Raw genomic sequence first — 13,970 nt, forward strand, 5'->3', positions numbered from 1 at the left:
GGAACCGAAAAAGGAGGCAGACGTTCCCGAAAGGGCGTCTGCCTCCTTTTTTATGGTCCGCCGCGGTTGCCTTGGCTTATACAAGATGCCGGTTCAGGAAGTCCAGAATCACATCCAGCGTGGCCTGGCAATAGAACACGTTGCCGCCGTGGTCCGCATTTTTCACCTTATAGAATTCCACCGTCTTGCCCATGGACTTAATATGCCGGTAGAGTTCCAGGCTTTGGGTGAAGGGGACCGTCCGGTCCTTGCTGCCGTGCATGATGAGCACCGGCGGCATGACGGTGTCCGCGTGAATATAGGAAAAGGGCATCCGGCGCTCACACTCTGCCGGGTCATCCGGCGGGCAGAAGCCCAGGTAGTTGGTTGCTGCCGAGTGGGCCGCCATGTGGTCATAGGCCGAAGGGGCATCGTTCATGGTCAGGCAGTTGACCGAACCGTACAGGTCGATGCAGCCGTTGAGGTTGGGCAGAGGCGTCTTTTCCGCATCACATTCCATCGTGTTCCAGGTGGCCATCATCATCATGGCCGTGTGGCCGCCGGAACTGTCCCCGCTGAGGAACAGATTGCTGGGGTCCACCGGGAACTGGTCCGGATGGCTCATCACATACCGGACGGCGGTTTTGCCGTCCTCCACCTGACAGGGGAAACGATACTTTGGGGCGAATCGGTATTCAATGATGATAACCATATATCCCGCCCGCACCAGCCGGCTGAAATCTCCCATGTGGGAGTTCAGGTTCTGCTGCAGCCAGGCGGACCCTTGGATATGAAACACCGTGGGATACCGGCGGTTAGCGTCCAGCACCGAAGGGATCATCACCCGCAGGTGCAGTTCCACCCCGTCCTTGACGGCATAGACCACATCCGGCGGGCAGGAAATGCCCCTTTCGTCCTGGCCGTAGATGATCTTCATGCCCTCTTCCCCGGACATATTTTCCGGAAATTCCTCATAAGTATAAAACGGCTCTTTCATTGGTTTCCTCCTTCATCACGGTCCCATGCTTTCTTGGAAACAGTATAGCACAAACCGCAAAAAGCAGCAGCCCCGGCCATTGGGCCGGGGCTGCTGTCATATACAAACCGATTTGCAGTAAACCGGCTCACTGCAGGAAGAACCGCAGCATCTTGTCTTTCTGGCTGGTGTAGGGCTGGTAGCGCACCGGCATGTCCAGCCAGGTCTTCTTGTCCACGATGCTGCGCAGGTGGCTGAAGGCCTCGAACCCGGCCTTGCCGTGGTAGCCGCCCATGCCGCTCTCCCCTACGCCGCCGAAGGGCATTTCACTGGTGGCCAGGTGGATGATCACATCGTTCAGGCAACCGCCGCCGAAGTGGCAGCGGTCCAGCACCTTGCGCTGCACGGCCTTGTCCTCACTGAAGAGATAGAGGGCCAGCGGATGGGGCTGGGATTCGATGTCCGCCAGGGCGGCGTCCAGGTCGGTATAGGTCAGTACCGGCAGGATGGGTCCGAAGATCTCCTCGCCCATGACGGCGTCTTCCCGGGTCACATCTTTCATGACGGTGGGGGCAATACGCTGGGTCGTTTCGTCCCCGGTGCCGCCGCAGACCACCTTGGCCGGGTCGATCAGCCCCATCAGGCGGCGGTAGTGCTTTTCGTTGATGATCTTGCCGTAATCCTCATTGGCCAGAGGGTCGGCACCGAACTGAGCGGTGATCTCTTTCCGGATGGCTTCGATGAGCTCGTCCCGGATGGAGGCATCGCAGAGGATGTAGTCCGGAGCCACACAGGTCTGCCCGCAGTTCAGATACTTGCCGAAGACAATCCGCTTGGCGGCCAGGCCGATCTTGGCGGACTTTTCCACAATGCAGGGGCTCTTGCCGCCCAGTTCCAGCACGGCAGGGGTCAGGTACTCGGCGGCGCAGCGCAGCACCTCCTTGCCCACGGCCTTGCTGCCGGTGAAGAAGATCATATCAAACTTCTGGTGCAGCAGGGCCTGGTTTTCGGCACGGCCGCCGGTGACAACGCAGACATGTTCCGGCGGGAAGCACTCCTCCACGATCTGCTGCAGCACCGCACCGGTGGCCGGGGCGTAGGCGCTGGGCTTGACGATGGCGGTGTTGCCCGCAGCAATGGCGTCGATCAGCGGGTCCAGGGTCAGCAGCACAGGGTAATTCCACGGGCTCATGATGAGCACGTTGCCGTAGGGAGAGGGAGACCGGAAGCTGCTGGCCGCAAACTGGGACAGCGGGGTGGACACCCGGCGGTTCCGCATTAGGCGGCGGACATGACGGATCATCCAGGTGGCCTCGGACAGGGTCAGCCCTGTCTCGCACATATAGCTTTCGGTGGCGGACTTGCCAAGGTCGGTCTTGAGGGCCCGGGCCAGGTCCGCCTCATGATTTTGCAGGGAGGCTTTGAGCTTTTTCAGCGCCGCAATGCGGGCTTCGGCGGGCAGGGTATGTCCGGCAGCGAAATACTCACGCTGCCGTTTGAGAATGGCTTGAATCTCCAGTTCCGTCATGGGTGGAAACCTCCTGAACTTGTTTGTACATATCTTCCAGCTTGTCGGGGCCCCACAGCACCGGCACCGGGTACAGCGGATTGGCTTCGTGGTCGGCATAGCGGGCCAGCTGGGGGATGTCCTCGGTCCGGATGCCGGGAAGGGTTTCGGGAATATCCATCGCGGCGTTCATGGCGTCGATGTAGGCAATGAACTCCTTGGCGGCCACCTCGTCACTGGCATCCTGGCTGACGCCGGAAGCCCGGGCCAGTTCGGCCAGCTTTTTCCAGGCGGCGCTGCCGTAGGCTTTCAGCACGATGGGCAGCAGCACGCTGTTGGCCAGGCCGTGGGCAATGCCGTACCGGCCGCCCAGGCTGTGGGCCACGGCATGGACATACCCCACATAACTCTTGGTGAAGGCGGTGCCGGCCAGGTAGGCGGCGCGCAGCATGTTGGCCCGGGCTTCCCGGTTATGGCCGTTGTAGTAGGCTTCCGGCAGGTTGTTGAAGATGAGCTGCACGGCCTCGATGGCGGCGGCCCGGGTGCCCTTGGTGGTGGAGCGGCCGATGTAGGCTTCCACTGCGTGGGTCAGCGCATCCATGCCGGTGGTGGCGGTCAGCTGCCGGGGCAGGTTGAGGGTCACGTCCGGATCGAGGACTGCATAATAGGGGATCAGCGAGAAATCGTTGATGGGGTATTTGTGGTGGATCTTCTCGTCGGTGATGACGGCGGCCAGAGTGGTCTCGCTGCCGGTGCCGGCGGTGGTGGGCACTGCGATGAGCAGCGGCAGACGGTGCATCACATGAAGCAGGCCTTCCATCTTGTCCAGAGACTTACGGGGCCGCACAATGCGGGCACCCACCGCCTTGGCGCAGTCCATGGAGGAACCGCCGCCGAAGGCGATGAGCCCCTGGCAGCCGTTTTCCAGGTAGAGTTCGCGGGCCTCCTCCACGTTGGCCACGGTGGGGTTCGCCACCGTCTTGTCGTAGACGATGCAGCGGATGTGAGCAGCCTTCAGCTCCTCCTCCAGATGGGCGGTCAGGCCCAGACCGTGGACGCCGGCGTCGGTGACCAGCATGACGCAGTCGATGTGGTGCTCCCGCAGCACGGCGGGCACGCCGCTGACACCTTCGATCAGTTTGGGCTCACGATAGGGCAGAAAAGGCAGCGCAATGCGCATGTCCAGCTGAAAAATACGGCAATAAATCTTCTTGGCAACGTTCATTTTTCTCATCCTTTCCCACTATGGACGCTATGATAAAGGATAAGACAAAAAGCAAGACAATGTCAAGTAAAACTTTAGGTAAATATTTTTTGAAAACTGTCAAAATTGACGAATTACCGTGCAGCGGCTTTTCTCATAGCCGGAACAGGGCAGACAGGCCGCCGCACTGCCGCACGAAAGATCCCCGCCGCAAAAAAGCTCCCCCGAACTTATGCAGCGTCCCATAAGGAAGTAAAAAGAAATTTGGCAGGAACCGGTGTGTTAAATCACGCCGGTTCCGATTCGTTTAGGGACTCCCTTCCGATCTTTAAAGGGATGCGGATTTGCCCCACATAGGTAAAGTATAAATCTATCTGCACATGCTTCCTCCCGTTCTCCCTTACCGGGCTGTGTACCACGATTTTGCTCACAAGCTCATTGAGGATGGCGGCGTCAAGTTCCGGAATATCCAGATACTTGTCCACCAGCTTTAGAAACTCATTCACATCGGAAACCTGCCCGGTCTGTGCTTCAATTTCTCGTTCCAGTACAGAGGCAAGCTGCTCAAGCTCTGCCTGCTCCTTCTCGTATTGGCGGGATAATTTTAAGTACCGGCTGTCGGATAGCTTGCCCAGCACATTGTCCTCATAGATGTGCTGGATAATCCGGTCCAAATCCTCCATCCGCTTTTTTGCCCCGGAGAGGGCTTTCTGTTTTTCTGCCAGTTCTGCCTTGCGGCTTTCCTCGTCCTGCGCCAGCATTTCCAGCTTGAAATCCTTCCGGAACATACGGACATAACTCAATGTCCGCTGGATGGTTTCCAGCACGATCCGGTAAAGCACCTGTTCCCGGATATAGTGGATTTTGCAGGAGCCGGTGTTGCTCTTGTAATTGGAGCAGACGAAATGGTTCTGGCTGTCATCCTTGTAAGTGCTGCAGGTGCAGAAATACAGCTTTGCTCCGCAGTCGGCGCAGTAGAGAAGGCCGGAGAATATGCTGGTTCTTCCTGTTTTTGTCGGCCTGCGTTTGTTCTTCCGCAGTTCCTGCACCCGTTCCCACTGTCCCTTCTCAATGATGGCGGGCTGGGTGTCCTCAAAAACCCGCTGGTTCTCAACCGGGTTTTCCATCCGCTTTTTGAATTTCAGAGACTTGGTATAGGTCTTGAAGTTCACGGTACAGCCCGTGTACTCCCGCCGCTCCAAAATTCTAAGCACGGCGTTGGTATTCCAACGGTATAGGTTTTCCGGCATGGCCCAGTCTTTCTGCTTCGCATGATAGGCGGTGACGGTCAGTACCCTGTCGGCTGTTAGGATTTTTGCAATCTGCATGGGGCCTTTCCCCGCAATGCAGAGGTTAAAGATACGCTGTACCACCTTTGCCGCTTCTTCATCCACGATCCATTTCTTTTTGTCCTGCGGGTCTTTTATGTAGCCATAGGGCGGATTGCTGGCGATATGCTCCCCGGCTTCACCCCGCATCTTTACCACTGCCCGGATTTTCTTGCTGGTATCCTTGGCGTAGTAGTCGTTGAATACATTTTTGAACACCGCAAAATCATTTTCTCCTTTGGCGCTGTCTACATCATCGTTGATGGCGATAAAGCGGACGTCATAGGCAGGAAAGATGAAATCCTGCAATCGCCCCATGTAGGAATACTCCCTGCCCAGCCGGGACAGGTCTTTGACAATCACAGCGGATACGCTGTAATCCTCCACATATCGCATCATCTCCTGGAACCCCGGCCTCTGAAAACTGGTCCCTGAGAATCCATCGTCCACGAAGAACCGGGTGTTCCGGAATCCATGGTCGGCGGCGTATTTGCTCAGCAGGGCTTTCTGGTTGGTAATGGAATTACTTTCCCCATCCAGGGCATCGTCCTGGCTCAAGCGGCAGTACAAAGCGGTGATTTTTTCTGGCTGCTGATTCATTTATTTCTCCTTTCTGTTCAGGCAGCCAAGTAAACGGTTGCCCTTATTATAACGCTTCGGTTTAGATTTTTCAGCTATGTCTCTGATTCTTTTTCCTGCAAATCTTTCTCCATCAGCCGCTTGAGTTTCTTCACGATCCCTTCCGAGCCTTTTTCCGCAAAGTGGGGAATGACTGTGTAGACGGTATTCCCCTCAAAGAAGGGATAGCTGCTGCCGCCAAGGTCAAAGTAAAACGCCCCGTCCCTGAAATGTTTTTCCATCCGTTCTCCCACAGCGGGGTCAAAATCTTTCAGCAGTTCATATAGCTTTTGTTCATCAGTCATCGGCGCCCCTCCTTTCGCCAACCGGCAGATTCAGGGTAATCACAGCCGGTCTGCCAAGGCCCTGTTTCCGGCGGACGATCAGGCCGCAGGATTCCAGTTCGTGAAACGCCCGCGTTGCCACCTGCCTGCTCCGTCGGAGTTTCGATTTAGCGTCCTTCACAGTGAAGTACAGGCGGATGGTTCCATCCGTTTCGATGTAGCCTTTCTTTTTGGAAATCCCCGCCCGGTCTAAAAGCAGGGCGTACAACAGTCCCACTCCTCCGGCAGGGAGAGCATGAGGGAGAGAAGGCCCTTCGCTTTCAGCGAGAGCGACTTGTCCCGCAGGTGATGGTTGGACATCACCGTGTAATCGCGGGTTTTCTCAATGCGGAATACCGCCATGTTGGATACCTCCTTCCGTTGGTTTTGAAAAGTGTTCGTTTCGGTGGTTTTGCGCCCCTGTATCACCGCCCGGCCTCCCATGAGGGAAAGGATATGGGCGGCCTCGTTTGCGCCGCCCAAAGGCGAAAAAACAGGGGATTTTCCACCCTAAAACGCACACTGGATTTAGGGGTAGAAAAAGGGCGGCTGCTTCAAAACAGCCGCCCTAATGTGGGGGGATATACAAGATATTTTTCTGTTCGGATGCCCGAAAACCATTGATATTACTGGGTTTTTCAAAAAGTTCTGTATCGCCACTCGTACCACTGATCCGGATCTGAATTTTGAAAGTTTTCACTTTACAATTCAGATCCGGATTTTATAGTTTATAGGTTGTCGGCAGGAAGCAGGCGGTCAGTCAATGTACTGGCCGCCTGTTTCGTTTTATACAGCTGTTCCATCTCCTCCGGTGTCTGGTATCCCAACCGGCTGTGGGGGCGCTGCCGGTTGTAAAAGAGCAGGTACTGCCGCAAGGAATCCAACAGTGCGCCGATGCTTTTATAGAAATACCGGTGGTATTCTTCTTTCTTCAGGCTGGCAAAAAGGATTCCATGACGGCGTTGTCATAGGGAACGCCGGGCGTCGAAAAGGACTGCCGGACACTGAACTCCTCCAGCAATTCCCGGAAATAATCCGAGGTGTATTGCCGGCCCTGGTCGCTGTGAAAAAGCAGCCCGCGGGGGCGTCCTCTCCGGAGAAAGGCGGTCTCAAAGGTCCGGGCCACCAGGGCGGTGTCATTCTGGCAGGAGGCCCTGGCTGCCAGGACCTTGCGGGAGAATAAGTCCAGCACAACGCACAGGTAGACCTTGCCGCCGGCATAGTGCAGCTCGGTGATGTCGCTGCCCCAGGCTTTGTTCGGAGCCTCTGGATTGAACTGGCGATCCAGCAGATTGAGATGGCAGAAGCGGCGCCTGGCTGCCGCCGCAGACATACGGGCAGAAGTGGTTCCCTTGTCTGCCTTCCATTCCCGCAAGAAGGAAAGAACCTTCCGCTTGCTGATGGAGATGCCCTGGGTCAGCAGCTTCTGCCGGATTTCCTCGGAGGAGATCCGCTTGCCGGAGCGCAGGTAGAGTTTTTCCACCAGCGGGCGCAGCACTTCGTCCCGCTGCTGGTTCTGGGTTTTGGCGGGGCGACGCTGGGTGCGGTAGTAGAAGTTGGATTTGCGGATGCCGAAAAGCCGGCAGGTCAGGTTGGGACCGTAGACGGGAATCCAGCGGCAAGCGGCCTGAAAGCGGGTGAACTCCGGCAGAGCCTGCTGGACGATGGTGCGCACAGCCTCCAGCTCTGCGGTGGTTTGCCGGTGCTGCTCCCGCAGCGCATGGAGCTCTTCCTGCAGCCGCAGCGGATCCTGGTTGCCGGGACAGGACAGCTGGGCGTCGAAGGTGCGGAACCATGCGCGCAGGGGCTTGTCGGTGATGCCGGTTTCATCCTGCAGCTGCGTCAGTGTCCGGCCCCGCCGGTGCCGGACGTAGAGCTGCCACTTCCGGGCATCGTCATAGAATTTCGACATGGCTGCCCTCCGCCACGAAAGGAACCTCCGGCTGCCGGGGCAGATATTCAGTCTGCAGCGGCTCACAGCTGATCAGCCCCATGGCGTCCATCATCTGCCGGATGCGCTTTTTGCCTAAGCGGATGCCTTTTCGCCGCAGCTTCTGGCGGATCTGCTCCGCACCGAACCGCCCGCCGCTTTCCAAAAAGATGCGCTGTACCTCTTTCCGGTACAGCGCTTGTTGTTTGGCTCGCTCAGAGGGCACGGCGGATTCTTTCCGGTAACGGAAGAAGGCACTGGAACTGAGTTCGAACACTTTGTAAATGTAGGGGACCTGGTCGGCGTATTTGCGCGCAAAGAGAGACCGGTCCCGGATGGGAATGGTGCGCAGGATGCCGCTCTCGTGCAGGATCTGCAGATCCCGCTGGGCCTCCTCCAGCTCCCGGCGGAGCGCCTGGGTGGTCAGCAGAAGGGTTCCGGCATCCTCCAGGGGCAAATCCTTCAGCGTTTGCCCGGACAGCTTTTCTCGCCAGCGGCGTTGCCACAGGTAGATGGTCGGCAAGGGAACGTGGCAGGTTTCACTGATCTGCCGGCAGGCGTACCCTTGCAGGAAGAGCTGATAAGCCTCCTGATGTACGGTTTCAGAATATCGCATGTTGCTATAAACCTCCTTTTTTTGACATGCAGGAGAGATTATAACACACATGAACAGGGCACTTGCAAGTAGGAAAAGAAAAAGAGCCTCCCGAAGGAGGCTCTAAATAACAGAAAAGATAGAATCTCGAATTAGTCTTGGCTTTGCTTTTCTGATTCTTCAATCATTTTTGCGATATTCATTACCGGCAAAACAATTGGGGATGTCCCAGGCTGCGACGTGAGCAATGTTAATTGTGAGCGAACATACGCAAAGAGAATAGCAACGGCATTGTTGTTGAGTATAGCGTCTTTATTTTCCAAGTTCTCATCAATAGAGCAAAACCCGCTAATTTGAACCTTGGCAACATATTCATCCTGGCGTGTAGCAATCGCCTGAACCGTAACGCGATATTGTCCATCGGAAATTTTTGTGACTTGTCTTGTTACACCCAAATTCGTCTGAACATCTGCACTTTTGTTCTCAAAACCCTTGCGCTGAAAAGACAGTTCGTCAAACACGACTGGGTCGATTTTCAAAACACTTTGGATAGGAGTCATGCTATTGTTTTGGCTCATCATGTTTCACCCGATTTTCTGCAATGCTTTTACAGGAGACTTACGCCGCAGTTACAATCATTATTTCATTTTGATAAGAAGTTTCCGACTCATTACAAATTGGTTGATTTACTGCAATGTGTACAGAAGAATGATCCTCTGGTATAGCCAGTTCAGAATAACTGAACGGAGTATCCTTTAAGAAACTAAGGTCCAGATCTTCGAAATGGTCGATCTCTGAGTCTCCAGAAATAACCGTAGGAATTTCTGCTTGAAGACGCTTTATTAACGCTTCTCTCTTTAAAACTTGTTCACGTGAAGGGGAACGCAATTGATCAAGCAAAGAACTCATGGTATCGCGAGAAATATTATACACCTCTTGAATCATAAACACATTCCTCCCTTTCTCCAGAATTTTTGCGCTTACATATAGGCATCTTCCAAGGCGTTTATCTTATCTAAATCTTCAGAAGAAACTAAATCTAGAAACATAAGTGTTGTTTCCGGATTATCCTGACTCTGCGCAAGCGCTTCAAATGTATACTCCTTATACCAGTCAACCAATTCTTGAAACGCTTCTAGAGTGACCAGTCTCAGTGGACAGTAAAATACAATATTCCCAATGTTTCTTAAGATATGCTTTAAAATGGCATCGCCTATATGATGCCTCTGAAAATCTTTGCGAACTGCAATATATTGAATGTGTAACGCATACAAGTCATTGTATAAATCAAGAGAATGCTCATCCAAAGGAGGATCAAATTTAGAATTGTCAAAACGTCGCAATTCAATACGGTAATAGGCAACAACCTTTCCCTCAGCGGTTACTTCATATGCGTAGCTCCTTTTTAACAGACAGAGAAAATAAGAATCTTTTACCATCTTGTCAATACTGGATATGCCACACGAAAAAGAAGGATCCGCGGGTTTGGTCATTTTTGTAAAGGTAAGATCTCCCATGAGACATTTTCCTTTGAAGATAAAACTTGTAATTGTGATAAACAAGAAAACAGATCGTGCTTTTCCAGAAATGCAAACCCTTTTTATACAATATATCACACTTACTTAAACCTGTATAGTGCTTTTATATGTAAATTTGATTCTGGAAAGTGAAATGTAATTTGGGCTTCCTGCCTCCTATACGGTTTTATAGATTTATTGTATAGGATGGGCATTTTGCACCGGGAAATTACAGATATGTGCTTATCTGTCCCATGTCCTGCCGCAGTATCGGCTCTTTTTCCGTTCGTGGGCATAGAAAAAAGACAGCCGTTTTTCCCGGCTGTCCCTTGCAGGCAGTTTGTTCGGTTTTGTTGTGATAAAGGGCCTTTTTGTACGGACCTGAAAACAGCCCTGTGCAGCAGGTATGGCGCCAATGATTATCTTTCCTTCATAATGATTTTTTCCGGAGCAACATTTTCCGTTATATAGGACTCCATCTTTTCATAGCCCGTCATAAGGGTTTCCACCGAGACATGTCTGGACTTTGTATATATGGTCGTTTTGTTCAAGATCCCTATCCCGGTGTTTCGATTAACCCTGCGTACCACTTCCCTTATGCTGTCGTAGCAATAACTTCCTCTCAGCGTGCCGACACAGCCCGTCCGGTATGCTCATAATACACAAGAACCGCAGTTCCATTTCCTGTCTGGCTCATCATCGTATAGTCATCTGCTGATATTTCCACACGGGTCCTTAATCCCTGAGAATCCGTCCCCATCAGATAATAATGATGCGAAAAAATGCCGGTATGCGCTTGTGTTTCACTTACTTCTATATCTGTCAGCGTGACCGTCTTCGTACCCGACGCCAGATCAGCGGCAAAATCCTTCGTAAACCACATGCAGACTGCCGCACAGAAAACCGCGATGATCACTCCTGCTGTTTTGTTACTTTTTTCCCCTGTTTTCCAGTTATGTATGACCCGCACGACCACATAGATGCACACGATCCATATGACGGATATATTGCAGAATTCATCCAGTAACACCAGCTCTCCTGTCTTAGGCAGAAGCAGACCGGCAACTATGACCGCCAGTACAAGAACACAGAGAATGATCTCATATTTTGTTATTTTTCTTCTCACTTTGCTCATGATTCGGTTCCTTCCATTAGACTTACAAGATCATTTCTCCATGAAAATTCCTTTGCATAATCAATGCATGCTTTCCCAAAATTGTCTTTTTCATAGATATTTGAACCGTGATCTATTAAATATTGATATACCGGCATAGCCGTCTCTGTCGGCAGCTTTACAACAGTAATCGCATAATTAAGTGGAATTGCCCCATATTTGTCTTTGGCGTTTATGTTCACCCCAGCCTCAACCAGCAGCTGAGTTACTTTTAATATGTACTGTGGATCGGGCCTCATAACCGAAAAGTAAAATATATGCAGTGCATTTCTTTGATCTTTTGGACTTTTAAAGTTAACATCCGCCCCCTCAGATATTAAAAATCGAATCATCTTTATTTTTTCGTCTGTGTTGTGGTCATTGACAAACAGTAACTGAAACAAACTTAATCCTGTATACTTATGGAATAGATTCGGATCACCTGTATAAAACTTCCGGAAGTCCGAATAAGTTGCGTCTCTTACCGCATCAAAAATGTCTGTAATCCTCATAAATCTCACTCCTAAAATCACTCAATCTTGCTCAATAACTTTATCGTCCGTTTCCTGCAAATATCTTTCTGTAAGATCACAAGTTCTTTCGGGATATATCTTCCATTGATCCGGAGCCAGCAGGCACTTTCAGCAAAATCTGTCCGCCGCAGCGATCCTGACTTTAACTCGGTGATCGTCTCAAAATTTTCACATTCGAGCAGCTCCTCCTGCTCTTTTTTTGTAAGCCGCCGGTTCAAAGCGGGCAGACACTGATATGTAGTTCTGTAATATCCAAGCAGGCGCGGCAGCGAAAGGACTGCGCCCGCCAATGCAAGAACACACGCTGCCAGCGACGGAATATTCTCCGTACGCGCCAGTATCCCGGCGAAGCCTGCGAGCGCCAGCACTCCCCATGCACACAGGGCAAGGTTTTTCTTTATGGGGTATCCTCTCCGCCATTCTGTTTTTCTCAACTGTTTCATTATTTTCCCTCTGACAGCTTCGCAATTTTATCTATCTCAAAGAGTATAGGACTTTGATAATCCGTCGTTTCGTCAGCAAAACACCGCGCTAGGCTGTTCCAGTGGATATCCGGGAGTTCATTAACATTATCGCAGGATATGATCTGCAGCATAACGTCGTATATTTTTTTGATTATTCCCGAATACTGTAACTGCGTACTATAATCGGAACGGAGTATCTGTATGACTTTTTCACAATGCTGTTTTATCTCTTCCATGTGCTTTGGCGAACCTCATCTAACCACTTCATAAAAATCTCGCTTGAATCTGTCCCCGTCTTTGCGGAACAGATACTTTCATACTTATATTCCGTGTCTATTTTACCGCTTTTACAGTCATAAATCATTCTTAATTCCGTGGGGACAGGTTTTTCGTAATGTATGCATATTTGTCTTATCTTCTCAAGATCCGCTTCCCCAAGATCCAGAAAATCCCATATCGCGTCCGGATCGGCAGCTATATTATTTGTTGTTTTTATCTGACCATCAATCTTGAAAAATGCATTGAACGAAATACTGCTTTCTTCGATAGAGCCATAGGCATAAACTTTATCAGTCCTATTCCCCGCAAATTCGACACATAGTGAAATAATCCGTGACTGCGCATCCATAAATTCATCTTCAAACACGCTATCCATAGCGTCCCCCTTTGAAACAAAACTCTTTTTTAACTTCCGCTGTATTCTCCTGACAGAAGCATTTCTTTCACTTCATCGTATTCGTCCGGCAGCGCCTGCGACAACAAGCCGGACGCTTCTACACGGAAGACCGTTCCGTCATCATATAATACAGCCAGCACCATATGCTGGGGATCTGTAATTTCCTCTTCACCCGTTCCGGATTCCCAGCCAAAAACACCATACTTGTCTAACGCCTCAATGATCTGCTGTCCGTCCGCATAATATCCGCCCTGTATCTGGTAGAGGTCATCAAAGAGATACGCGTCCGACGTTTGATACCTTTTTCTGTCCGGCAGATCATAATATACACATTCTGTACTTGTATTCTTATTTTCCATAAAAGCTACAGCATATACATTTTCTGTAAAATCAGATGTGCGTTCTTCTATGCCGTCTTCAATGAGATAACTTACATCATACATGCCGAATTTGCGTTCCGGTTCGTATTCTTCCAGGAGCAAAGGTATGTTGAGCGTATCCACATCTTCTGTCGTGATGTCAAAATCCTCAATAAACTGTTCCAGATCAACTTTGCTGTACTGTTCTTTTGTAAGTCCTGCCGCCCGGATCAGTTCTTCCGGAGCGATCAGCCTCTGTTCCGAATACGTCTCTTCCCCGGTTTCTGTCACATAGATACCCGGTTTCTGATCCAGACTCCAGAGAAATTCATCCTTGTTAAAAGTTTCTTCCGTAGTGATCTCTATCGCAGTAAGCCCTTCTTTATCCGGTTCTTCTCTGTAAAAAGGAATATAAATATATGCGATTTCATATTGTGCTTCATCTGTAATAACCGAATAGTGCCCTCTCAATTCCCGCCATGTTATTTTTCCGTGTTCACTTTTTTCATGGGAACTTGCATTTCCTTTCCAGCTTTTACATTCGCCCTGAAAAAACTCTATGAATTCTTCCGCCTGTTCCGTTAAGTTTAGCGTACTGTCCCCGGCATACTGCGAAAATAATCCCGTCAACGCTTTTGCATCTTCCTTCTCTGCGCACCCGATAATGTTTTCTATCATTTCATCCGCCAATTCTTTATCAGAACGATATGCATTGGATGATCCCCGCCTGAAAACGATGCATCCGCTCAAACTGCATACAAGGGCGCAGCATACGATAAGCAGTAATACCTTCCTCATAAATTCTCTT

16 protein-coding genes and 1 pseudogene are annotated in these 13,970 nt (G+C 51.1%); all 17 read right to left on the reverse strand.

The annotated features are described in order from the left end of the window. Nucleotides 1-76 precede the first annotated feature (76 nt). Complete coding sequence (locus ABGT73_RS00755) at nt 77-976, reverse strand: alpha/beta hydrolase (RefSeq protein ID WP_346667947.1); 900 nt, start codon at nt 974-976, stop codon at nt 77-79. Between the two features lie 127 nt (nt 977-1,103). Then, on the reverse strand, nt 1,104-2,483 hold the full coding sequence (locus tag ABGT73_RS00760) for an aldehyde dehydrogenase (RefSeq protein ID WP_346667948.1): 1,380 nt from the start codon (nt 2,481-2,483) through the stop codon (nt 1,104-1,106). Continuing rightward, nucleotides 2,440-3,687 (reverse strand): iron-containing alcohol dehydrogenase, encoded by a 1,248-nt coding sequence (locus tag ABGT73_RS00765; protein WP_346667949.1) that lies wholly within the window; start codon nt 3,685-3,687, stop codon nt 2,440-2,442. Before ABGT73_RS00765 ends, ABGT73_RS00760 begins: the two co-directional genes overlap by 44 nt. A 266-nt stretch (nt 3,688-3,953) precedes the next feature. Next, the gene (locus ABGT73_RS00770; protein ID WP_346667950.1) at nt 3,954-5,594 is read right to left on the reverse strand and encodes a DUF4368 domain-containing protein; all 1,641 of its coding nucleotides are present in this window, start codon (nt 5,592-5,594) and stop codon (nt 3,954-3,956) included. A 74-nt stretch (nt 5,595-5,668) separates the two neighbouring features. Next, complete coding sequence (locus ABGT73_RS00775) at nt 5,669-5,917, reverse strand: hypothetical protein (protein WP_178610654.1); 249 nt, start codon at nt 5,915-5,917, stop codon at nt 5,669-5,671. Continuing rightward, entirely contained in the window at nt 5,910-6,164 is a 255-nt protein-coding gene (locus tag ABGT73_RS00780; protein ID WP_346667951.1) for a replication initiator protein A, read from the reverse strand. Before ABGT73_RS00780 ends, ABGT73_RS00775 begins: the two co-directional genes overlap by 8 nt. 2 nt (nt 6,165-6,166) lie before the next feature. Next, a pseudogene (locus ABGT73_RS00785) lies at nt 6,167-6,418 on the reverse strand (helix-turn-helix domain-containing protein); the annotation flags it as partial. Between the two features lie 448 nt (nt 6,419-6,866). After that, nucleotides 6,867-7,847, reverse strand: a complete 981-nt coding sequence (locus tag ABGT73_RS00790) for an IS3 family transposase (protein WP_346667952.1) — start codon at nt 7,845-7,847, stop codon at nt 6,867-6,869. Beyond that, nucleotides 7,831-8,481: an IS3 family transposase gene (locus tag ABGT73_RS00795; RefSeq protein ID WP_346667953.1), complete on the reverse strand. Its 651-nt coding sequence runs from the start codon at nt 8,479-8,481 to the stop codon at nt 7,831-7,833. The genes ABGT73_RS00790 and ABGT73_RS00795 overlap by 17 nt, the downstream gene beginning before the upstream one ends. Nucleotides 8,482-8,612: 131 nt before the next feature. Beyond that, nucleotides 8,613-9,038 (reverse strand): protein-export chaperone SecB, encoded by a 426-nt coding sequence (locus ABGT73_RS00800; protein ID WP_346667954.1) that lies wholly within the window; start codon nt 9,036-9,038, stop codon nt 8,613-8,615. A gap of 40 nt (nt 9,039-9,078) precedes the next feature. Beyond that, nucleotides 9,079-9,405, reverse strand: a complete 327-nt coding sequence (locus ABGT73_RS00805) for a hypothetical protein (protein WP_346667955.1) — start codon at nt 9,403-9,405, stop codon at nt 9,079-9,081. Nucleotides 9,406-9,440: 35 nt separating this feature from the next. Next, nucleotides 9,441-9,977, reverse strand: a complete 537-nt coding sequence (locus ABGT73_RS00810) for a GNAT family N-acetyltransferase (RefSeq protein ID WP_346667956.1) — start codon at nt 9,975-9,977, stop codon at nt 9,441-9,443. Nucleotides 9,978-10,599: 622 nt separating this feature from the next. Next, on the reverse strand, nt 10,600-11,112 hold the full coding sequence (locus tag ABGT73_RS00815; RefSeq protein WP_330031150.1) for a hypothetical protein: 513 nt from the start codon (nt 11,110-11,112) through the stop codon (nt 10,600-10,602). Then, nucleotides 11,109-11,642 carry a hypothetical protein gene (locus tag ABGT73_RS00820; RefSeq protein ID WP_087183219.1) on the reverse strand — a complete coding sequence of 178 codons (534 nt, stop codon included), beginning with the start codon at nt 11,640-11,642 and terminating at the stop codon, nt 11,109-11,111. The genes ABGT73_RS00815 and ABGT73_RS00820 overlap by 4 nt, the downstream gene beginning before the upstream one ends. A gap of 17 nt (nt 11,643-11,659) precedes the next feature. After that, nucleotides 11,660-12,106 (reverse strand): hypothetical protein, encoded by a 447-nt coding sequence (locus tag ABGT73_RS00825; protein ID WP_346667957.1) that lies wholly within the window; start codon nt 12,104-12,106, stop codon nt 11,660-11,662. 244 nt (nt 12,107-12,350) lie between these two features. Beyond that, nucleotides 12,351-12,782, reverse strand: coding sequence for a hypothetical protein (locus ABGT73_RS00830; protein WP_346667958.1), 432 nt, complete (start codon nt 12,780-12,782; stop codon nt 12,351-12,353). 29 nt (nt 12,783-12,811) lie between these two features. Then, entirely contained in the window at nt 12,812-13,960 is a 1,149-nt protein-coding gene (locus ABGT73_RS00835) for a DUF5104 domain-containing protein (protein ID WP_346667959.1), read from the reverse strand. Nucleotides 13,961-13,970 lie beyond the last annotated feature (10 nt).

The sequence above is a fragment of the uncultured Subdoligranulum sp. genome, from assembly GCF_963931595.1.
In the GTDB taxonomy this organism is placed as follows: domain Bacteria; phylum Bacillota; class Clostridia; order Oscillospirales; family Ruminococcaceae; genus Gemmiger.